At 39.1% G+C, this 21,380-nt stretch carries 17 protein-coding genes and 1 pseudogene; 1 reads left to right on the forward strand and 17 read right to left on the reverse strand.

What is annotated here, in order from left to right; genetic code table 11:
* Window positions 1-231: 231 nt before the first annotated feature.
* The 10 genes from LJE12_RS21155 to LJE12_RS16180 all read right to left on the reverse strand — a co-directional run bounded on the left by LJE12_RS21155 (window position 232) and on the right by LJE12_RS16180 (window position 10,138).
* Entirely contained in the window at window positions 232-351 is a 120-nt protein-coding gene (locus tag LJE12_RS21155; RefSeq protein ID WP_349826404.1) for a DUF6783 domain-containing protein, read from the reverse strand.
* Window positions 352-816: 465 nt separating this feature from the next.
* Window positions 817-1,041 carry an acyl carrier protein gene (locus tag LJE12_RS16140; protein ID WP_117676612.1) on the reverse strand — a complete coding sequence of 75 codons (225 nt, stop codon included), beginning with the start codon at window positions 1,039-1,041 and terminating at the stop codon, window positions 817-819.
* 67 nt (window positions 1,042-1,108) lie between these two features.
* A complete protein-coding gene (locus tag LJE12_RS16145; protein ID WP_173681706.1) occupies window positions 1,109-2,308 on the reverse strand; it encodes a diaminopimelate decarboxylase family protein in 1,200 nt (399 codons plus the stop codon).
* Window positions 2,305-3,825 carry an amino acid adenylation domain-containing protein gene (locus LJE12_RS16150; protein ID WP_227227092.1) on the reverse strand — a complete coding sequence of 507 codons (1,521 nt, stop codon included), beginning with the start codon at window positions 3,823-3,825 and terminating at the stop codon, window positions 2,305-2,307. Before LJE12_RS16150 ends, LJE12_RS16145 begins: the two co-directional genes overlap by 4 nt.
* Before the next feature lie 72 nt (window positions 3,826-3,897).
* Window positions 3,898-4,878: a hypothetical protein gene (locus tag LJE12_RS16155; RefSeq protein ID WP_227227091.1), complete on the reverse strand. Its 981-nt coding sequence runs from the start codon at window positions 4,876-4,878 to the stop codon at window positions 3,898-3,900.
* Window positions 4,865-6,376: an MBOAT family O-acyltransferase gene (locus LJE12_RS16160; protein WP_020993151.1), complete on the reverse strand. Its 1,512-nt coding sequence runs from the start codon at window positions 6,374-6,376 to the stop codon at window positions 4,865-4,867. Before LJE12_RS16160 ends, LJE12_RS16155 begins: the two co-directional genes overlap by 14 nt.
* A 140-nt stretch (window positions 6,377-6,516) precedes the next feature.
* Window positions 6,517-7,464, reverse strand: a complete 948-nt coding sequence (locus LJE12_RS16165) for a hypothetical protein (protein WP_227227090.1) — start codon at window positions 7,462-7,464, stop codon at window positions 6,517-6,519.
* 115 nt (window positions 7,465-7,579) lie between these two features.
* Window positions 7,580-8,368, reverse strand: coding sequence for a transglutaminase domain-containing protein (locus LJE12_RS16170; protein ID WP_118611238.1), 789 nt, complete (start codon window positions 8,366-8,368; stop codon window positions 7,580-7,582).
* A 97-nt stretch (window positions 8,369-8,465) separates the two neighbouring features.
* Complete coding sequence (locus LJE12_RS16175; protein WP_128868165.1) at window positions 8,466-9,134, reverse strand: hypothetical protein; 669 nt, start codon at window positions 9,132-9,134, stop codon at window positions 8,466-8,468.
* A 17-nt stretch (window positions 9,135-9,151) separates the two neighbouring features.
* On the reverse strand, window positions 9,152-10,138 hold the full coding sequence (locus LJE12_RS16180; protein WP_227219468.1) for a hypothetical protein: 987 nt from the start codon (window positions 10,136-10,138) through the stop codon (window positions 9,152-9,154).
* Between the two features lie 254 nt (window positions 10,139-10,392).
* Between LJE12_RS16180 and LJE12_RS20790 the strand changes: the two are divergent.
* A pseudogene (locus tag LJE12_RS20790) lies at window positions 10,393-10,512 on the forward strand (SAM-dependent methyltransferase); the annotation flags it as partial.
* Between the two features lie 62 nt (window positions 10,513-10,574).
* Here the strand turns inward: LJE12_RS20790 and LJE12_RS16190 are convergent.
* From LJE12_RS16190 to LJE12_RS16220, 7 genes are all read right to left on the reverse strand, one after another.
* Entirely contained in the window at window positions 10,575-11,228 is a 654-nt protein-coding gene (locus LJE12_RS16190) for an HAD family hydrolase (RefSeq protein ID WP_227219470.1), read from the reverse strand.
* Window positions 11,228-11,578, reverse strand: a complete 351-nt coding sequence (locus LJE12_RS16195; RefSeq protein ID WP_008708253.1) for an Hpt domain-containing protein — start codon at window positions 11,576-11,578, stop codon at window positions 11,228-11,230. Before LJE12_RS16195 ends, LJE12_RS16190 begins: the two co-directional genes overlap by 1 nt.
* A 359-nt stretch (window positions 11,579-11,937) precedes the next feature.
* Window positions 11,938-13,446 (reverse strand): S1C family serine protease, encoded by a 1,509-nt coding sequence (locus LJE12_RS16200; protein WP_227227089.1) that lies wholly within the window; start codon window positions 13,444-13,446, stop codon window positions 11,938-11,940.
* A gap of 188 nt (window positions 13,447-13,634) precedes the next feature.
* On the reverse strand, window positions 13,635-16,124 hold the full coding sequence (locus LJE12_RS16205) for a DUF5722 domain-containing protein (protein WP_118759565.1): 2,490 nt from the start codon (window positions 16,122-16,124) through the stop codon (window positions 13,635-13,637).
* 273 nt (window positions 16,125-16,397) lie between these two features.
* Window positions 16,398-16,967: a signal peptidase I gene (lepB, locus tag LJE12_RS16210; protein WP_008708256.1), complete on the reverse strand. Its 570-nt coding sequence runs from the start codon at window positions 16,965-16,967 to the stop codon at window positions 16,398-16,400.
* 581 nt (window positions 16,968-17,548) lie between these two features.
* Window positions 17,549-19,108 (reverse strand): aminotransferase class I/II-fold pyridoxal phosphate-dependent enzyme, encoded by a 1,560-nt coding sequence (locus LJE12_RS16215; RefSeq protein WP_081026468.1) that lies wholly within the window; start codon window positions 19,106-19,108, stop codon window positions 17,549-17,551.
* A 1,007-nt stretch (window positions 19,109-20,115) separates the two neighbouring features.
* Window positions 20,116-21,363 (reverse strand): 3-isopropylmalate dehydratase large subunit, encoded by a 1,248-nt coding sequence (locus LJE12_RS16220; RefSeq protein ID WP_026650143.1) that lies wholly within the window; start codon window positions 21,361-21,363, stop codon window positions 20,116-20,118.
* Between the last annotated feature and the right edge of the window lie 17 nt (window positions 21,364-21,380).

Here is a 21,380-nt window from a genome sequence, read left to right on the forward strand (position 1 = left end):
CCGGATTTCGGAACTGTTCTTCTGATCTGTGATTGTCGGCTCTGTTCAAGCGACTCGATTACTTTAACACGTTTGTTTCAAGTTGTCAAGCACTTTTTTAAATTTCTTTTTTCTTTCAGAAATCTATCTGAATTGTTTTTATATAATAAACAATTATTTCCGACAGCTCATCTAATATAACACCGAAAAACCACAATGTCAACAGTTAATTTCATAATTTGACAAACTTTTTTATTTCCGCCTTACTACGGCAACCGAATTCGGGCAAAATATACCGCAAAGTGGGGCGTACACATTGTGGAAATGATTTTTTAAACATACTCCTGGATTCATCCAGTCCACATCAGACATTCATCCCATCCGACACCTGGATTCTATCCCTCCACCTTCATCCTCCCCCGCCCTGCACACAGCACTCACATACCATATATACACAACGCCCCAGCTTTTCCGTCCCCTTCATACTATATAAGAAACTTTTCTATTCCACAAAACTAACAGATCACCATTCCTCTTCTCCCTCAGCCGCCCAGTCACAGCCAACTGCCAGCAAAGCCCAATAATTCCTATCGAGCGACATTTGCAGGATCTTTAGAAAATCTTAGCCCCGCAAGATCAGCGTTATTCGCAGATCACTCACTGTCTGAGCGCAGCGAGTTTGAGTTATCTGCGAATGCTTTTAGCTGATCTTGCGGGGCTTAGCTTTTCTTAAGGTCCGAAACCGAGCCGATAGGAATTATTGGGCTTTGCGTCCCCCTTTTAACTGATTTTATGAGAACTACTATAATCCCTGTCTGCTTTGTATAAATAAATAAATCAATCTTTCAGTCTGCACACCATATCCCACAGTGCTTTTGCAGAGTTAAAATTCTCCGGAATAATATCTGCCGGAGTGATAGTAATGTCATAAGTATCCTGCAGTTCACTTACAATAGACAGGATTGCAAAGGAATCAAGGATTCCATCGTCAATCAAAGTATCACAGTTTTCAAAGTCTGCATCCGGCTGGATTTCTTCCAGTAATTCAATTAATTCTTCCATTTTTTCATATCTCCTTATTTTTTGTTTTTTCAGCAATTCCATTATTTTTCGGTATTGCCATGGTCTTTTATTTCTCTGAATTTAAAAGATCTGTATGTACACCATCCCGCACCATGCGCAGTCCCTCTCCCTCTGTCCAGAAATAGATTCTCGGAAGAGGACGGCTCAGGAATAAATAGATTCCTTCTGTAACGGAATAAGCACCTACCCGTTCAAATACCAGTATATCATGAAGCTGCGGTTTGTGAAGTGGAAATCGCTTTACGACCACATCGCTGACCGTGCAGAGTGCACCGCAAAGATTCCAGGATTCATCTTCTCCCCCTGTCTTCTCATTTCCTTCTGTATCAAGCTGTGTACAGTACGGCTGTTTCATTGCCATCGCCTGTCCATAATAATTCAGATGATTGATACCACCGTCCATGATCACATACGGCTGTTCTTTATTCACCTTCATATCCACGATTGATGTCACATAATATCCACAGGCTGCTGCCAGAAATCTTCCCATCTCAAGAACAACCTTACCCCTGAAATTAAGACTTTCCAGAAGTGCTCTGAACTCACTCAGAATATTCTCCACGTCCTCGCTCTTATCCTTCTTAAAATATGGGACAAAAAATCCCGGACCATACTCAAGCACCTGTGCTTCAAATCCACTCTCAGATTTCAGCTCCCCGATAAATTCATCCAGATGCTCCAGCTCTGTTTTCATCTGACTGAGATCTTTCTTCTGAGTTCCGGAATAGAACTGAAGTCCCTCTATCTCAACCCCCGGATAATCTGTTCTGTCAGAAATGATTTTCCTGATATCTGCTTCATCTACGCCAAACTGATTTCCGCTTGTCACGCGGATCAACACCGTAATCTTCATGCCAAGTCTCACTGCAGTATCATTCAGAATCTGTAAATGCTGCAAAGACTCTACAGTATACACTCCCTTTCCTCCATATGTAGAAAGTACATATTCCATATCTTCAGGGTTCTTATACACACCCGAAAGAACAATTCTCTCCATCGGCACACCAACACGCTCACAAATTCGAAATTCACCCGGTGAGCACACTTCAAATGTAGGAACCACATCCATCATGGGTCCTGTAAGAAAAGGGTTTGCTTTCATAGCATAACATAACTGTGCGCTCTCTCCAAGACAGCTCTGCACTTTTTTTACAAATTCTTTCATCTTATCCAGGTCAAAAACATAAGCTGGAGTTGGAGTATGTTCTTTCTCGATCAGTTCTTTTATAAATCCATAGGAACTCATTTCTTTTCCTCCTGATACATAGCTGTAAGAGCTTTTCTGTCAATCTTTCCATTCTTTGTAAGAGGCATGCTCTCCACCTGGCGGAATACATTCGGAACCATAAAAGCAGGTACATACTGCCCCAACGCTTTTGCCAGCGGTCTTCTCTCAATATCTCCTTCATAAAAAGCTACGATTTTGCTTTTAACTGTATCAAAAATACAGCAGCTTCTCACAATCTCCGGAACCTTATCCATAGCAGCCTCGATTTCTCCAAGCTCAATACGATGTCCCATATGCTTAATCTGGAAATCCTTACGTGTTGCAAAGCACAACTCACCACGTTCATTATAATAAGCAAGATCACCGGTTCTATACATTGGCTCCAGATATCTGTCATTCAGTGGATTCTGAATAAAAACCTTCGCAGTCTGTTCTCTGTTTTTGTAATATCCCAGTGCAAGTGCACTTCCTGTTACGCAGAGTTCACCATTTTTGTTTTTCTCTGTGATCAGCTTGTCTTCTTCATCCAGAAGGAATACTTTTTCATTTGGAAATGCCTTGCCCATAGGAAGTACATCTCCAGGCTGGAACTCCCTGTCTACAATATAATACGTACAATTACATGTGATCTCAGTTGGTCCATAAATATTTACATACATAACATCCGGCAGATATTTTCTCCAGATATTCAGATGTTTCACAGGCATAGCCTCTCCTGAGAAAAGAATCTTCTTAATCTTATCCGGAACTTTATATTCAAATCCGTTCAAAGTTGAGATAATACACAGCGCAGATACCGCCCACACCAGCGTGGTCACTTCCCTCTCAATCAGATAGTCAATCAACTTCATCGGGAAAGAGAATAGCTGCTTCGGAATAATCTGGACAGTTGCTCCTGTCTTCAGTCCGGAATAAATATCTTTAACAGATACATCAAAATCCCAGGGTGCCTGATTTCCCATCACATCTTTATCTGTAATATCAAAAAGCTCTGTAAAACAATCAATAAAATCAAGCACTGAACGATGACCTACCACAACTCCCTTGGGAACTCCTGTTGACCCGGAAGTAAAAATTCCATACAGCGGATCCACATCCAATGCCTGTTCTCTGATCTCATTCAGCACAGCTTCATTCTCCTGCTCAGCAGCAAGATCCGGAGCCATCAGAACCTTTCCTTTGAACTCCAGTTTCTCCAGATCCTTCAGATATTTCTCAGATGTAACGATCACATCACTGTCCAGAATTCCAAGGATCTGCTGAAGTCTGCTCGCCGGCTGTTTTGTATCCATCAGTACATAAAAGCATCCTGCATAAACAGCGCCCATGAAAACTCCTATTGTCTCTACACTCTTCTCCATAAATACATGTACCGGATTTCTCGGTGTGAAATGTTTCGCAAGTGCAGTTCCTGTTCTGCGTGCAGTCTGCTCCAGTTCTTTAAATGTGCAGGATGTATGTTCATCTGCAAAAGCTGTCTTATCCGGATATTTCCGTGCGGATTCTTCAAGATACTCCAGAATACTTGTCTTCATATGTAATTCCTCCCCTCTGTACTTCACAAGGTTTTTATATTGATTTATTACTGTCTTTTTGCAGCCTTGAAATTACTTCCTCTGTCCGGCACTCTCCAACACCTGTGCCAGCACTTCAGAGTATTCTTTTGCAGCATCCCCATTCATATGTCCGTCATAATCTGTATATGCTTTCAGGTCATGTGTAAATGCCTTAAAATACTGCGTATTAAAGTTAAGATACTCTACGCCCTGTTCTTCAAAGAACTGCCCGAAATATTTCCATGCTGCATTATAACTGTCACTGTAATCCTTCAGAGTATTTATTGGAATTGGCGTAGTTACTGCAACAAACTCTATATCATTTTCCTTGCAGAATGTGATCAGCTTCTTCAGATATTCCATGTTCTCTTCGTTTACCTTACCCTCTTCATAGAGCTTAGGTTCTGATTTCTTAAGCTTTGTCACATCCACCGGATATCTCTCAATAAATCCACTTTCATGATATTCCTGAGAATCACTCTTCAGATGAGATACGTCATAATCACCCGTTACTTTCTGAGTAAATGTATCTTTGATTTTCGGCAATTCATAGCTGAGAGAATATTCATACCATGGGAAAAGCACAGTACGGAAATTACATTTTGCAATAGAATTCCAGAAATATTCTACCTTTGCTTTTGAAAATGGAAACTCATGATAAAAAAGCAGGTAGTTATTTCCTTCTTCCTTTTCAGATACAAAATATCCCGGGTCAACCTCATAGATAATTCTCTTCGGATTCTGTTTCTCTTTGATCAGTTTAGTCAGATAATACGCATCGATTCCATACTCGCCGCCAACGCAAAGATTATGTCCACTGCGTCCGGTAACTTCCTGCATCACCTCCGGATCAATATCCATCTTTCCATGGGAAGTTCCCACGATAATGTCATCAAACTGCTGTGTCACAACTGCATGCACATCATTTCTCATAAATGTACATGGATAAAGTGCCAGGTCAAGTGCTGCCAGAAGAGCCACACACACGACCAATACCAGGAACGTTTTTAAAACTTTCTTAAAATTGTGCATAAATAAATCCTCTCGCTACTGCTGTTGATCCAAAGAATCCGATGGATGCCAGCAGACAAAAATAAATTGCTACAGTAATTGGCAGACTCAGTCCTGCAAGTGATTCTCTTATCTTCATGCCACGTTCCTGAAGGACACTTACAATAAACAGAATGATGCAGCCTGCTGCCAGGATTGCCAGCGCATAAGGGGTAAAAGCAGTTCCTTCTTTACCGGCCGGGATCAGCAGTAACTGTGACGGTGCAAACTTTGTGACAGAAAGCTTCATCATATGAAAAGCCTGTCCTACTGTGTCCGCTCTGTCAAAAAACCAGCTGATATTTACAAGGATAAAAGTACGGATGATCATAAATACATGATACCAGTTCTCTTTTCCAGTGATGTTGAATTTCTTTTTCCAGTTTCTGTAATGCTCTGCCATAAGTCCGCTGAAAGCAATGATAATACCATTGTACATACCGTATACAATGTACTTCCAGGCAGCACCATGCCATACACCAACAACGAAGAATACGATCAGATTCGCCAGACAGATTGGTAATGTACGTCCGGTCTTTTTGCCAAATACCTTCTTGCCCCATTTGCCAAATTTTCCCATCCACTTGGATAATGTCACAGGATAGAACACATAATCCTTCATCCAGGTACCAAGAGTAATGTGCCAGCGGTGCCAGAAATCTGTAATGGAAATGGAGAAGAACGGACGCTTGAAGTTCTCATCCAGCTCAATTCCAAACATAGACGCAATACCAATTACCACATCCATACCACCGGAAAAATCTGCATATAGCTGAACTGTGTAAAATAATACGCCAAAGATTGCCAGTCCGCTGTACTGATCCGGATTGTCGAAAATCGCATCTACAAACACTGCTGCCCAGTCCGCCAGGATCATCTTCTTAAAAAATCCCCAGAGAATGCGCTCAAAGCCTCTGGTAATATTCTTACCTTCGAATTTATGAGGTTCATAAAGCTGATGTGCCAAACGACTGTATCTTCCGATTGGTCCCTGCAGAATCTGTGGAAAGAAAGAAACAAACAATGCATATTTTACAGGATTCCTCTCCGCATCACATCTCTTCCAGTACACATCCAGAAGATATCCGGAGGATTGGAAAGTGTAAAACGATATTCCCAATGGAAGCAGGATTTCCATTCCTCTTAAATTCATATGAAACAAAGCATTGAGGTTCTCAATCATAAAATTTGTATACTTTATCACTCCAAGCATACCAAAATTCAATATTAATCCAAGCACCAGAAAATTTCTTGCACTTTTGTGACTTCCACCTGCCTCTGCCTTTTCAACTGCAAGTGCAATCCCCCAGGTAACCAATGTGGAAAACAGGATAAAGCCCACGTAACGGACGCCACCTGCCAGATAATATATATAGCTGAAACATAACAAAACCAGCCACTGAAATTTGTGCGGCACAATATAATAAACAAGCACACTCACCGCCACAAACAGTAAAAACAAGTTTGAAACTAATGACATGATCTTTCTCCCTAAATATGTACAATTCTTCAGTTGTACTTATAATAAGGGCACTGCACTATGTTATTCCCTCAGATAATGCAGTGCCCTGTTTTATTATACTTTTTAATGCATTTTCCCTTTACAACTACTGAATCTGATTAATTTAATAACCCATCATCCAGACATCCGTCTCCACCGTCATCGGAACCACCATCATCAGAACCATCATAATCACCGGAATCATCATTACCATAATCATAATCATTACTGTAATCATAGTCATTACTATAATCATAGTCATTGTTGTAATCATAGTCATTGCTGTAATCACTACTGTTATCATAACTCTGAGTTGTTTCAGAAGCTGCCTGTGCAGCTGCCTCAGTTGGCTTCGGAGCTAATGCTTTCTCTGTTTCCAGAGTATTGTATTCTTTCTTCTGGCTGATACTGTCAAATACCAGATATGCTACTTCACCTTCCAACTTAAGTTCTGCTTCCTCTGTATCGCCAAATGGGAAAGTATGGATCTCAGCGGTTGTTCCATCCTCGAAAGTTAACTGAATGTTATATTTCGGGATTTCCTTCTCAGCATCATCCTTATCTTCGCCTTCTGCTTTTTCATCTGTTTTGGCATCTTCTGTTTTTGTTTCTTCAGTATCTGTGGTCTCTTTTGTATCATTTGAAGAATCCTTGTTTTCCTCATCTGCTTTATCTTTAGCACTCGGATCAAACCAGAGAACTCTTTCCTCATCTGCTTCGAACTTATCTTCTTCTTTCAGGAAATTATCCGGATATTCTTCGTCTTTTTCATTCTTAACAGTAACACCTGTGATAACTTTACCTGTAAGATTTTTCAGTTTTACAGAAAAAACACCCTCTGTGTCCTCTTCCGGTTTCTCACCAATTGTCTTTAAATCTTCTTTCTCTTCATCAGCTTTATCTGCATCTTCTGCTACATCTTTATCTTCAGATTCTGTGGAATCCTTATCCGCATCTTCTGAAGTCTCTGTTTTTGCTGTAGTATCTGTTGCCATCACTGCCTGACTGAATACAAGACTGCTTCCAAGTGCAGCCATCATAAATGCTGTTACAACTTTTTTCTTCATTGTCTTTAAATCCTTTCTGGTCATTCTTTATAGTTCTTGTTTGCCTTACTGTTAAACAGATAAAATCATTCACTTCGTTACTTGCTCGTAACCAAAGTCAAAAACATTTCAATGCTTAGTTAACTCTCTTATAATTTACATATTTCAGAGTACGTTTCGCACCATATGTAAGTTTATAACCATTCAGTTTGTATTCCTTCTGGAAATTCGGATCATACACATAAGTTTTCTTTTTACCATTCACCTTCTGATCTATTTCAACCCACGCATGTGCTCCCTTCTTACCACCGGATTTCTGGAAATATCCTTTTACATAATGAGCATCATATCCTGCGACTTTAGCCATCCAGTAGAAAGTAGCTGCCATTACATAACAATCGCCACTGCCTGTTTTAAATCCATATAAACCATATTCTGTAGGTGTTTTTTTAGAAACCTTTACATTGCCTGCATACTGCAGAGAAACAGACCAGTTGAATGCCTTCTTCAGATTTCCTTTACACTTCTGAAGTCGGACTGCAGCCATAGTTTCTACTGCTGACAGCTTTGTTGCCTGTCCATTCTTTTTAATCTTATAATAGGTCTTTGCATTAACCTTATAATACGGTTTATTAGTCACAAGTTTTCCGGTTTTATCAAAACAATAAGTGTATTTACCAATCTTCTTTACCTTATTTGTAATCTTCTCACCATTTACATAGTAATATTTAACTCCATCAACAGTTTCCCATCCTTCCTTCTTCTCCGGAAGTGGTGTCGGAGTTACATCTGGTGTCTCAACTGTACTATCAGTTGTTCCATCCACATAATCAATGATCGTTGACTGTTCTGCCATAGCCGGCATGGCAGGTGTAAATGCCATTACTGAGCTAAGTAATAATGCTGTGATTTTTTTCCTGTTCATAACTCTGTTCCTTTCTTTTTTGTTAACTTACTATCTACAAATTGCTTCAGCTGCTTTATAATTTTTCACAGCCGAAGCAACCGATTAACCTGGATAATTATCGTCTTACCGTGATACTCGCAACAACTTCTGCGCTGCTTCCTTTTCCTGTAGGACGCACAACATTTAACTGTACATAATCGTATGTGTAGGTGACATCCTTGCCGTTTCCATCAAGCATACAGGTATTGCCCTTACTTATCGTACATTTTTTATATTTTCCCAGAACCTTCTTAATCTTTGACGCATTGTTCTGTTTTGCCAGAGTAGATGTTGCCGCATATTTTCTGTATAAAGACGTCTTCTTTTTATCTACAGCTCCTGTTTTTGGATTAAAGTAATACAGCTTCGGAATCTCATACATGCTGACACTTCCTACACGTATTCCCTTTACTGTGTGACCACTTACATCAAACCCATAGTACTTACCATTAATCTTCTTCATCAGAATACCATACTTACCAACCATATCCTGATCCGCCTGATAAGCAGCTCCGTTTTTTCCGAAATAATAACGGAAACCCTTTGCTGTTACTCCCCACTGCTGAGTAACCTTCTGGTTATTCTCATCATATCCATATCTCTTTCCTGTCTTTTTGTCCAGTTTTACCTTAACAGTCTGCGGTCCTGCTGCCTGTACTGTCACTGTTTCTGCTACAACAGCCAACGGTGTCAGCATAAGAAGCATACAAAGCACAACTGCAAGGAATCTCTTTGTTTTCTTCATTCTCCATACTCCTTTTCTTAAAATTTAATTTTATGTTCTATTGTATATGCAGGACGTGTAGCTGCGCCAAACAACGTTCCGTACATATTATCATAATAGAGCCCGTTAATCATAACAAAGCTGTGTCCATCCGGAATTGTAATAACATAGGGTTCATATCCCAGTTCCTTCGCGATTGCAGCCACACTGCTGGCAATTCCATAACAGTTTCCTGTAAGACCGTTCTGGAACATCTGAAGGGAATATTTATAAACCCAATCTTTTGTCTTAAACTCCTGAGGTGTAGGATCCATGTATCCTACAAAGTTTGTATAGGCCATAATATAATAAAAGCAGGAACGGAATTTTTCATAATTACTTGCATTGGCATTACTGTGACGTGCAATAAAGTTCCTTGCCGCAAGCTTGCATCTCGCCTGTGTCAGATTTGAAGCATATCCGTTCTTATTAAATCTTATTCCACCTATAGTTTCATTTGTTGCACATTTACCGTTCTTATGCACATAGTACATTCTACCATTAAACTCATTCCATCCTGTAACAGGTCTTCCCTTGGCATCAACAAAATACTTTACACCATTAACCTTTACAATTGATTTCTTACCCGGAATTATTCTCTGTGCATTCTTATTAAACAGATAAAAAACTCCTTTAATCTTGTAATGTCCATCATGAGCTGCAACTCCATTGGATTTAAACCAGTAGTATTTACCATTAATCTTTTTCCATTTATTTCTGACTGGTTTATTATTTACGTAATAGCGATATACTTTTCCTTCCTTCAACAGTCCATTTTTAGGCACTGGTGTTGGTTTCGGTGTTGATGTCGGTAATGGCAGTTCCGGTGTTACCTCCGGTGAAGGTGTTATTGTAACTGTCGGCTCACTTCCACCCTCCTGTGACAGGTCAGCCGCATAAGCACTTCCTGCTCCAGATGTAAGTGCTGCCGTCAGCATCATCGCTGTGAGTGTAACCTTCAGTGCTGTAAATCTTTTCCTCTTCATTTTCTATTCCTCCTGAGAAATTTTGCTCGAAGTTTCCTCCCTTCCTTTTGAAATATACTCTTCAGAGTACATTTGAATTTTATATTACAATTATAGTATATTGAAGAGTTCATTTCAATTAATACGACGACTTTTTATACAAAAACTTCCAGTTTTTTATAATCAACCTTTCACAAGATTCCACCACTTTTTTCTCTGTCTTTGTACAATTCTTCCATTGGCGCTAACTCCCTTTCAAGATATATCATAGTCCTGTGTGGGATCTTTACCTGTCCGTATGTGCAGCTACTTTCCATAACGGAATCATTGATCTTCACCAGATTCTTATGATCAAAGGAATTAATAATAATCTGCCAATGACACGCTGGTACTAATTTACTAACAACTTACTAAAAAAAGAGGCTTCGTTACCCCAAAGTTTAACGAAACCTCTTTTTTATATTGTCAAACGTATATTCTCAATCGCCGCATCCATCCTGTCACAGTAACAGTCGCAGACTTCTTTCATTTTGGAAATATTCTTCCTGTTTTCTTCATCATAGACACCAATAACCACAAATCCTGCTTTTTTTGCAGTTTTCGCTGCGTGAAGCGCATCCTCAAATACAAGTGTCTCATTCGGTTCTGCCTGCATAGATTCTGCTGCCTTCAGGTAGATCAACGGTTCATCTTTTCCTGCACCTGTTTCTGTACAGGTGTAAATCTGCTCAAAATAATCCAGAATCCCGTTTCTCGCAAGTGCTGCTTCTGTCAGTTCCCGGTTTCCAGATGTTGCAACTGTCATCTGTATATTTCTCTCTTTAAACCATTCCAGAGTTTTCTTCACTCCTGGTTTCAACAGTGCTTCAAACCGGTAAAAATCACTTACAATTTTCAGAACCTCTTCTATAATCTGTGAAATGGACTTATCCAACTGATATTTTTCTTTCATCCAGGCGGCTCCCTGCTCCAGACTCATGGTGTGCAGAACAGCCCGGAGATTTTTCTCCGCTGTGATATTCTGACTCGCAAGATAACGTTCTCCAATATCCTCCCACACAGACATAGAATCCAGCAGCGTTCCATCTACATCAAAAATCGCTGCCTTCATCAGTCTTCCATCATATGAATCGCATCTACTGTATTATTGTACTGCTCTTCCACTTTTGCCAGAAGTTCTTCACAGCCTTCAGTATCTCTTCCTCTGAGCTTCTCTGTAATATCAAAGCTTGCCTTATACAGATTATCAAATCCAAGGTTCTGGCATACACCTTTTAAGGTATGAGCTGCACGAAAAGCTTCTTCCCCATTTTTCTGTGCCAGATTATCCTTCAGACTCCGGAAACTTCCATCATCCAGAAATTTCTTTGCAAATTTCTTAATAAGAACCTCACTTCTCAGTCTTCCAAGTACACCTTCATAATCTGCACCCATCTGTTCATAACATTCTTTTACTGTCATATTTTTCTCCTCTTTATCCCCATCTACACTGTTAAACCTGCGTTTTCGCAATGATATTATTATATCACGCCATATAGCTGTTCTCAAGTGCTCTTTCACAAAAGCACCTTAGAATCTTTGTTACTGTTCACATACCACTATAATATAATCAACCCGCCGCAGTGTGATCCTTGCCCGGAGGGCTTTATTATGCTATAAGAATATTATGGAATGGTTTCCCATAGCATAATAAAGCACTTTCACATGTAATTCTCTCACATATGAAAGTGCTGATATCAGGCAGATGAAATCATCCGCATCACTACACACTATCACAGATTTTATATCCGGATATCATATAATTTTATTTTCTGCCGGTATTATCTGAAAAATCCCTGATTCTCAAAGTACTGGATAAATGGATTCTCACTTTCCTCTGTATCATCGGAGTCCATACTATCCTCACTGTCTGTATCTTCGTCTACATCTTCATCAGCATCTTTTGAGGATTTCTTAGAATCCTTTTTAGATTTCTTACTGTCTTTATCGTTATCATCACTGTCATCAGCATCTGTATTCTCATCCAGAGTTACTTTAACAGTCTCTTCTTTATAACTTGTTCCATGAGGAACCTGCACAGTCAGCTCTACCTCTTCATCTGGTTCATAATAGGAAAGATATTCGCTCAGCTGATCAATACTTGAAACAGTTTTTCCATTAAATTCAGTAATAACGCTGTTTGCTTTCAGACCTGCTTTATCAGCAGCTCCACCTTCTGTTACTTTTTTTACAAAAACTCCTGCCGGAATGCCATACATCTGAACTGCCTCAGAACTTACAGAAGAACCTTCGATTCCAAGTACACCATGTTCAGAATCATCCAGTTTATCTCTTGATGTCTCATTCATCAGATTCTGAAGAATGTCAGTCACGTCTGAGATTGCAATTGCATAACCCATACCTTCTACTTCAGTAGAAGCAAGTTTTGCAGAGTTGATACCAACAACCTCACCTTCCATATTCAGAAGAGCACCGCCACTGTTACCAGGGTTGATAGCCGCATCTGTCTGGATCAGGTTTACACCGTCACTGCTGTCATCACTTCCATCTGTTACTGTGTTATTGTCAGAATCCATTCTGCGGTTCTTGGCACTTACGATACCGGTTGTAACAGACTGTCCATATCCAAGAGCATTACCGATTGCAATTACCTGCTCACCTACCTTCAGATCATCAGAACTGCCAATCTTCGCAATTGAAATGGCATCCATTGTATCATCTTTAACATCATCCAGAGATACAGATACAACTGCAAGATCTCTCTCTTCATCAAATCCCTTTACGGATGCCTCCACTGCATTTCCATCTGTAAATGCAACTGACAATGTATCCGCACCTTCTACTACATGATAATTTGTAGCAATCAGAAGTTCATCATCATTCTTACCAACAATAATACCGGAACCACTGCCCTCTACTTCCTGTTCCTGCTGCTGTGGTGCATATCCATACATTCCATACATTCCGAAGTAATTCTGTACCTCCTGAACTGACTTGGTTGTAATAGATACAATAGATGGAAGTGCTTCTGATGCGATTTCAGACACATCAAGGTTTCCTTTTGCTGTGCTGCCTGTATCTTTTCCGGTATCTGATTTGGAATCACTGGCATCTGCATCCTTCTTCTCGGATTTTGCATATGTCAATGTTGTCTCGTCCTTATTTGAAGCAGCTTCCACTGTTGTGGCTCCGCTCCATCCTGCAAGTTTATTTACTCCCTCAAAACTTCCTGCTGCAAGTCCTCCTGCAAGTACTGCACATAAGCTGAGTGTAAGACCTTTCTTTGCAATCTTTCTGATTTTATCATTTCTGTTATCTTTGTTCATCATAATAAAGTCCCTCCATGAATCTATGTCATTTATCTATGTCATTTATTTATCTCTGTTTCCTTTTGATGCTTTTAAGTATAGGAATGATTTGTGTTCTTTGTGTGGGAAAAATGTGTTTAATTTGTGACAATTTTATACATTTTTAATATGACAGCAATTTTTAAAATCAGTCCTGTCTGTCAGTTATATCACTTTCGATACATGGAGGAAATTTTTCCGGTACTATATCCCGGAATCAGTGATTTCCAGTTTCCAACCTGACTTTTTAGTACCTTTTCTGTATATTTCAGGGAATTGGAACTATCCATATTTTTAAAGACATTATACGATGTTTTCTTTTTCCCATTGGCATCCTTCAATCCCATTGCCAGTCCCTGAGCCACCTCATGGGCTTCATCTTCATAGCTTCTTATAATAAATGCATCAATCATTGGATTGCAGGCAGCCTTATAATAGGCCAGTGCAATTGCTGCCGCCTGATTTGCCTGTCCTCCATAAGTGGAAGAAAATCCCTGTTCCGAAAGAATGATCCTTGTATTGGAACCAAATCTGTTTTTCACATAATCTGTAAGTGTCTGGATATTACGCATAGTGATAAACGTGGTGGTGTTCGCATCACTGGTAAACATGGATGCATTTGCACCTGACCAGAACTGTGAATCTGAAAGCGGCTGATTATATGCATGATATGCCAGATTCCAGTTCACATCTTTCTGCATATCAGAAATCTTCGCCGCAAAGCTTTCCAGAGTTGATCTTGCACTATAGCAAATAGTAAAGGCATTTTTCTGATTCCAGCAATTATCCAGACAGATAAATACTTTGGAACTTCCCCGGCTGCTTTTCACTGCATTGTAAAGGCAGCGAAAGGCTTCACTGTACATGGAGATAAATTTTGAAAAACTGACATTCCCTACATAATAATATCCGCTTGCACTGTTTACTTCATTTCCCAGGATCCAGTTACTTATATAACAGTTATTTTTTCCAAACTTCTCTCCCAGATATGCAAACATTGCTTCCATAGTCTGTCTAGTTGTGCTGTTATCTGTGTTCCATCCATAATAAGCTGTTTCTGCATAAGGACTGTTTCCCGTAATAAAGCTCTGCGTACTGGCATTCCTGTCAATACTGATCTGTGCAGTCACCTGGATTCCCTTTGCATTACATTGCTGAACAAGATATACATATCCGTACAGACCATTAAAATGATATGTTTTCCCATTATATTTATATGTTTCCACACCACTGTCTTTTCGCATCAGGTCTGAAATATATAAGTTAAAAAATACTGTTTTGGATTTTGTATCTGTCAGCTCGTTGATATCTGTAGCCTGAATTCCTTTTTTGGTCCCCGGAACAAAATATGCTGCTGTATTTGTACTGAGTTTCTCCGGATTGCTGACATAGCTTTTCGGACTGATCACACTATACGCAGATTTAGATTTTTTTATCCCTATGGCAAATTTTCCCTGTGCATATTCCGGATGTCCGGAAATGTTCAGCTTAAATGTGATCTTCCCTTTTGCCTTCTCCGGCTTCTTTACTTTACCCACCGTTTTTTTCACTTTACCGGAATTAGAATCTACATACACCAGATAGTAATAACCATCCGAACTTTTCACATAATTTGAAACAGTTGCGGATACAGTGATGGTATTCGCCTTTGTTCCTTTTAAATAATCCAGTGATGCAGCTTTCGCCGAAGGACTGATTTCCTTTGTCCATTTTGCATATAAAGTAAGGGAACCTTCTGAACCCTTTTCAATCACGCTTATCTGATTTTTATACTTACTGTCTGTATACCATCCCACAAAATGATATCCGGAACGCGTCGGCTTTTTAAATTTAATCTCATCTTCTGAAGTATAAGTTTTGGGATTAGCAGTATTATTTTTTCCTTTATTAAGTTTATATGTGATTTTATATTCGGATGCTTTCTCCCAGATTGCATACAGGGTTATTGCTGTTGTATCTCCTGCTGCAATAGCCTTATCTGTAGATATATCCGGACTTGTTCCATCATTTTCTGTGTCTGATATCTGCATTTCTGCCTTATCAGTCTTTTCTTCCCATGATGCGCTGTCCGTCTGTGCCACATCATTTTCTTCCTGCATCACATCTTTTTCTGGTTTTATTTCTTCTCCGGCTTCTGTCCTCTCACTGGTTTCCTGAGCCTGCTTTGCCATATCTGCTGTTTCAAGAAGTTTCTTAATAGAGTCTCCCGGTTTATAGGTTTCACCGGTTCCATCTTCTTTCGTATTCCACTCTTTAAAAACGTAACCTGTCTTTCCCCTCAGTGCTTCCGGTACTTTAGCAATATCCGCATCTGCATAGGGTATCACATATGTTTTTTCCAGTTTACCATCACTGTAAAGCAGAATATTATAACCTTCTGCGCTCTGTCCGGCATTTACTGAATCTTCTGTCTCCGACTGTTCCGGTTCCTGATCTTTTAACTCTCCTGTTCCAAACTCATCTCCACTGTTATTCTCATCAGATATTTTATTTCCTGACTCATTTCCTGTCTCATATCCGGCACCATCTTCAAAAACATCTGCTACTGATTCAACACTTCCTGCCGAAAACTCTGAAGCCCACAATGTCTGCGGTATACAGGACGGAACTGTCATAGATACCGCCAGTCCCATTGCTATAAACTTTTTCCATCTTTTCATATTCGTCTTCCTTTCTCTTTTTACATTTTACGGAATTGTTATAACTATCCAGCATTCCATTTTCTTCATTTTCCTCCTGTCTTACAGTATAACATTTGAAAAATCCACAGACAACAAAAGACTGTCAAAATCAGGACACTAATATGTGATTTTCCTGATTTTAACAGTCTTTTATAAAATTTCCAAACTGCGAAGCAGTTATTCGGTGTAGAGCTGCGTAGCGAAGCGGATGATTTTATCCGCTTGACTTTTGAAAATATGGAACCGTCACGATTATTTTACAGTTCCTATCTTATTTAACGGCCAGTAACGAACTGCTACTTCTGCCTCTATTGCATCTTCCTCTACAAACGGATTTTGCCAGTATCTGGAATCCATACTGTGGTTTCTGTTATCTCCTAACATGAAATAACATCCCTCCGGAACTGTATACGGTCCAAAGCTTCCTTCCGGTGTTTCCGGACAAAAGCTGTCATCCAGCGGTTCTTCGGAATCATTGATATACACTTTTCCATCTACAATGTTTACTGTTTCTCCCGGAAGACCAATTACTCGTTTTACAAAAAGCTGAGATGGATCATCCGGATATTTAAATATTACAATATCAAATCTCTCCGGATCATCTTTTATATATGCCAGACGATTTCCAAATACTCTGTCACCTGTCATAATTGTTTCTTCCATAGAACCTGACGGCACTCGTGCATTAATATATACAAAGTGTCCCAACAGAAACGCTATAACAAAGACTGCAATGATAATCTTTGCATAGTCCCACAACTCCCTCCACACAGACCTGCTTTTGTCTGACTGTTCTGTCTGGTTTTTTTCCTCATTTTCCATTTTTCGTCATACCTCCAGAAATTTATATCACAGCATCATTTGATGATATCAGGGGCAAAATACTTTTAAACCTAACCTCATTTACTGTTATCAGAATAATAACTATTTCGCAAATAACGCATTAAACATAGTTTATCACATCTGATAGTTATTCACCACTTAATTTTTTATAAAATTTTGTCACTATTTGATTCTTGGATAATCTTGTCGGCACATTATGTTTCACGTGAAACAAACATATTGTATTCCTGTAGTAATTCCACAATTTAACCGAATCAAGTAAGTCCCCTGCGAAGGTTACGAAAAGCAATAAGCAATGGGTGAGGACTTGCTTGTATCAGGAGAAGTGTAAACTCCTTCTGATAAACTGCGAAGCAGTTATTCGGTGTAGAGCTGCGTAGCGAAGCGGATGATTTTATCCGCTTGACCCGAGTCAAGCAAATCTACTGTAGCACAATTATTCGATGTAGAGCTGCGTAGCAAATTGGATGATTTTATCCGTTTGACCAAAAGTTTTTATAATATCAGGAAATGGGTACTATGTTTCACGTGAAACATAGTACCCATTTCTCACTGACAGATTATATTTCCTGCTGGTAATATTCCAGAAAATCTCTGATTTTGCCGGCTGCTTCTTTTAATACTTCTATTCTTGGTAAATAAACCACTCTGAAGTGATCCGGCTGATGCCAGTTAAATCCACCGCCATGTACAAGCAGAATCTTCTTCTCTTTTAATAAATCTAATGCAAATTTCTCATCATTTACGATATTAAATTTCTTTGTATCAATCTTAGGGAACATATAAAATGCAGCTTTCGGTTTCACAGCAGTAATTCCCGGAATATCTGTCAGCGCATTATAAATAAATTCTCTCTGCTCATAAATACGTCCACCAGGAACAATATAACTCTCCACACTCTGATGTCCGCCCAATGCAGTCTGAACAATTGACTGCGCCGGTACATTAGAACAAAGTCTCATATTAGAAAGCATCTTGATTCCTTCTATATAATCTTTTGCAACTGCCTTATTGCCACTGAGAATCATCCATCCGATTCTAAAGCCCGCGATCATATGTGATTTGGATAAACCGCTGAATGTTACACAGAATAAATCCGGAGCCATTGAAGCAATGGAAATATGTTCTGCTCCATCCATTACAAGACGGTCATAGATTTCATCAGAGAAAATGATCAGATGATGTTCTCTGGCAATATCTACTATCTGTTGTAATATCTCTCTCGGATACAACGCACCAGTCGGGTTATTCGGATTTATAATAACGATTGCTTTTGTTCTGCTGGTAATTTTCTTTCTGATATCATCCATATCCGGATACCATTCTGCCTGCTCATCACAAATATAATGTACTGCTTTTCCACCAGCTAAAGTTGCACATGCAGTCCACAACGGATAATCCGGAGATGGAATCAAAATTTCATCTCCATTATCCAACAGGGCTGACATACAGAGATTAATCAGTTCACTGACACCGTTTCCTGTATAAATATCCTCAATTGATACATTAGGGAGCTTTTTCAACTGTGCATACTGCATGATTGCTTTTCTGGCAGAAAACAAACCTTTTGCAGGAGAATATCCCTCACACTCTGTCAGCTGCTGTCTCATATCATAAATCACTTCGTCCGGTGTTCTGAATCCAAATGGTGCCGGATTTCCGATATTCAGTTTCAAAACCTGAGTTCCTGCGTTTTCCATACGTGCAGCTTCTTCTACAACCGGTCCTCTTACATCATATAATACGTTATTTAATTTAGATGATTTTTTAAATTCACGAACCTGTACTTCCTCAACTGTCTCCCTGGTATTTTCTTTCATATTATTATAATTGTAATCAAATTTCATATTTTCCATTTGAATTCCTGCCTCATTTGTCTCTTTCTTTAAAGTGTCTACAGATACCTCGGTTCCTTTCAGCCATTCAGTTTCTACTCCTAATGTTGTCGCCAGAAAATTAAGAATTTCTGATCTGGGAGTTGTTTTTCCACTCAGATACTGGCTCACATGACTCTTTCCAAGTTTCACGCCCTGCTCTGCCGCCTTTTTTACAAGGTCGATCTGCTTCATATTCTTCTGTTCCATTGCTTGTTTTAATCGTTCAGCAAATATATTATTCATAAATACTATCTCCGTTCTCTGTAAAAAACAAATTACATTGTTATATTTCTTAATTCTTTCGCATATATGTTATAGAAAAAACAGATATATTATATTGTTTATACGGGAATCAAAATACATTCAGACATACAAACATTAATTAAGTTCAAATGTATTTCTTTCAGCATCATACACAAATATATGTTCTGTTCATTTTAAAATCCCGCATTTTATCAGCTTTTTCAAGTTTTTTTCTTTGCTATTATACTATAATTGAACTAATAATTCAACGGTAAATTTTATTATTTTCAATTTCATCAGCATGGTTCAACTTTTAGTTCATTTTATAGTTCATTGTTAATTGAACTATATTGAACATATTAATTGTTTTGTTATACAAGTTCAATTAGTTTAATTTATGTTTTTGAACTATATATTGAACTATAATTTAACTTCTCTTGTTTTGGTTCAATATGCGTTCAATTTTAGTCTTGATATTTTTGAAATTCCTTTTATTTATGCGGTTTTCACGTCATTCCGCAGATTCTATTTGTTCAATTTCAAGTTCAAAAAAGTACATGTTTTCGTCGGAGATCAGACTCCTACTGAACAATTCTGTCTAAGAAACTTTTTCTATACAATCAAATTTACATGCTTTTCCCCGTCCTTTCTTTCCTTATTATCCCGTCAAATGATTTATTATGTGATATGAAACATATTACAGTGTCATTCTCTGACACAAGAAAAATCCTGCAAGCAAGATTCTCCGTCTGCGACACGTAGCTTCAGCGACATAATTCCTCTACACCGCAGTACGCTCCTGCCTGGAAGGCTTTACTTTCTCTGCATCTTTATGTATGTTATAGGAACATTACAAAGTAATCTCCTATAACATAAAATAAGTCCACTGCTTACTCCTTTTATAAATAATGCAGTGGACTTATCCGTTAATTTTATTCTTTTTTTGTTATTCTGTAGTTTCGTTGCTCATCTGTACGATTTATATCGCATTGATTTTATTGTACGTTTTATTTCTCTGGATTTACAATTTTACCAGCAATTGCACACGCTGCTGCTGTTTTTGGTGATGCAAGGTAAATCTCTACCTTAGATGTTCCCATTCGACCAAGGAAATTTCTGTTATTTGTAGCTACTACACGTTCACCGTCGGTAAGGATACCTCCTGCACGTCCACAGCACAATCCACATCCGGGATGTGTGATCATTGCACCTGCTTCTGCCAGAGTATCCATAATTCCCTCTGCAATTGCCTGACGGTATATTTTACGGCTTGCAGGAGTTACAATCAATTTAACGTAATCTGCTACCTTTTTGCCCTTTAACACCTCCGCTGCAGCTCTGAGATCCTCCAGACGGCCATTTGTGCAGGAACCGATAAATACCTGATCTATTTCTGTTCCTTCAAGTTCACTTACATTTTTAATCTTATCTACCTGAGACGGACATGCCATAACCGGTACAAAATCCTCTGCGCGATAAGTGATTGTTTTCATATAGGTTGCATCTTCATCTCCTGTAAGGCTCTTCTGGAACTCATTCAACTCTATGTCACAATATTCTGCAGTTTTTTCATCCGGTGTAAACAGTGCACATTTTGCACCTGCCTCAATCGCCATATTTGCCATAGTCATACGGCTTGCTACTGTCATATTCTTTACTGTACTGCCGGTAAATTCAAGTGCTCTGTATGTTGCTCCATCAGCTCCCAGATCACCGATCAGACGCAGGATGATATCTTTGGACATAACATTTTCCGGAAGTTCTCCCTCGATCACAACCTTAATTGTCTCAGGAACTTTGATCCACATAGTTCCTGTTCCCAGAATACTTGCCATCTCTGTATATCCGATACCGGAAGAGAAAGCGCCTACACATCCGTAGGTAGTGGTATGGCTGTCTGTACCAAATACAATATTTCCCGGTTTTACATAACCTGCCTCTGTCATTAACTGGTGGCAGATTCCATCACTTCTGTGAACATTTTTCATGCCATATTTCCTGGCAAAAGCATCTCCCGCATGGAAATGTCTGGTATCATCTAACTGACTTGCAGGAACCAGATGGTCATATATGAGTACTGCTTTATCTGGATCCCAGAGCTTCGTAAAGCCCATTTCTTCAAACTTTTCTGCTACAAATGGAATAAATATATCATGAATCATAACCCTGTCTACATTGACCGTTACAATGTCTCCAGGCTTTACTGTTTTTCCAACATTGTTTCTTATAATTTTTTCAATAACTGTCTCGCCCATTTTCCTCTCCTTTCCAA

It is taken from the genome of Blautia sp. DFI.6.71, from assembly GCF_020593585.1.
Lineage (GTDB): Bacteria > Bacillota > Clostridia > Lachnospirales > Lachnospiraceae > Blautia_A > Blautia_A wexlerae.

Coding starts and splice junctions, on each gene's coding strand:
- LJE12_RS21155 (WP_349826404.1), bottom strand. CDS start 351: ATGTCTGATGTGGACTGGATGAATCCAGGAGTATGTTTAAAAAATCAT.
- LJE12_RS16195 (WP_008708253.1), bottom strand. CDS start 11,578: ATGACAGTAAAAGAATGTTATGAACAGATGGGTGCAGATTATGAAGGT.
- LJE12_RS16200 (WP_227227089.1), bottom strand. CDS start 13,446: ATGATGAACAAAGATAACAGAAATGATAAAATCAGAAAGATTGCAAAG.
- LJE12_RS16215 (WP_081026468.1), bottom strand. CDS start 19,108: ATGAATAATATATTTGCTGAACGATTAAAACAAGCAATGGAACAGAAG.
- LJE12_RS16140 (WP_117676612.1), bottom strand. CDS start 1,041: ATGGAAGAATTAATTGAATTACTGGAAGAAATCCAGCCGGATGCAGAC.
- LJE12_RS16190 (WP_227219470.1), bottom strand. CDS start 11,228: ATGAAGGCAGCGATTTTTGATGTAGATGGAACGCTGCTGGATTCTATG.
- LJE12_RS16170 (WP_118611238.1), bottom strand. CDS start 8,368: ATGAACAGGAAAAAAATCACAGCATTATTACTTAGCTCAGTAATGGCA.
- lepB (WP_008708256.1), bottom strand. CDS start 16,967: ATGGAAAATGAGGAAAAAAACCAGACAGAACAGTCAGACAAAAGCAGG.
- LJE12_RS16220 (WP_026650143.1), bottom strand. CDS start 21,363: ATGGGCGAGACAGTTATTGAAAAAATTATAAGAAACAATGTTGGAAAA.
- LJE12_RS16155 (WP_227227091.1), bottom strand. CDS start 4,878: ATGCACAATTTTAAGAAAGTTTTAAAAACGTTCCTGGTATTGGTCGTG.
- LJE12_RS16150 (WP_227227092.1), bottom strand. CDS start 3,825: ATGAAGACAAGTATTCTGGAGTATCTTGAAGAATCCGCACGGAAATAT.
- LJE12_RS16160 (WP_020993151.1), bottom strand. CDS start 6,376: ATGTCATTAGTTTCAAACTTGTTTTTACTGTTTGTGGCGGTGAGTGTG.
- LJE12_RS16180 (WP_227219468.1), bottom strand. CDS start 10,138: ATGAAGAGGAAAAGATTTACAGCACTGAAGGTTACACTCACAGCGATG.
- LJE12_RS16175 (WP_128868165.1), bottom strand. CDS start 9,134: ATGAAGAAAACAAAGAGATTCCTTGCAGTTGTGCTTTGTATGCTTCTT.
- LJE12_RS16205 (WP_118759565.1), bottom strand. CDS start 16,124: ATGAAAAGATGGAAAAAGTTTATAGCAATGGGACTGGCGGTATCTATG.
- LJE12_RS16145 (WP_173681706.1), bottom strand. CDS start 2,308: ATGAGTTCCTATGGATTTATAAAAGAACTGATCGAGAAAGAACATACT.
- LJE12_RS16165 (WP_227227090.1), bottom strand. CDS start 7,464: ATGAAGAAAAAAGTTGTAACAGCATTTATGATGGCTGCACTTGGAAGC.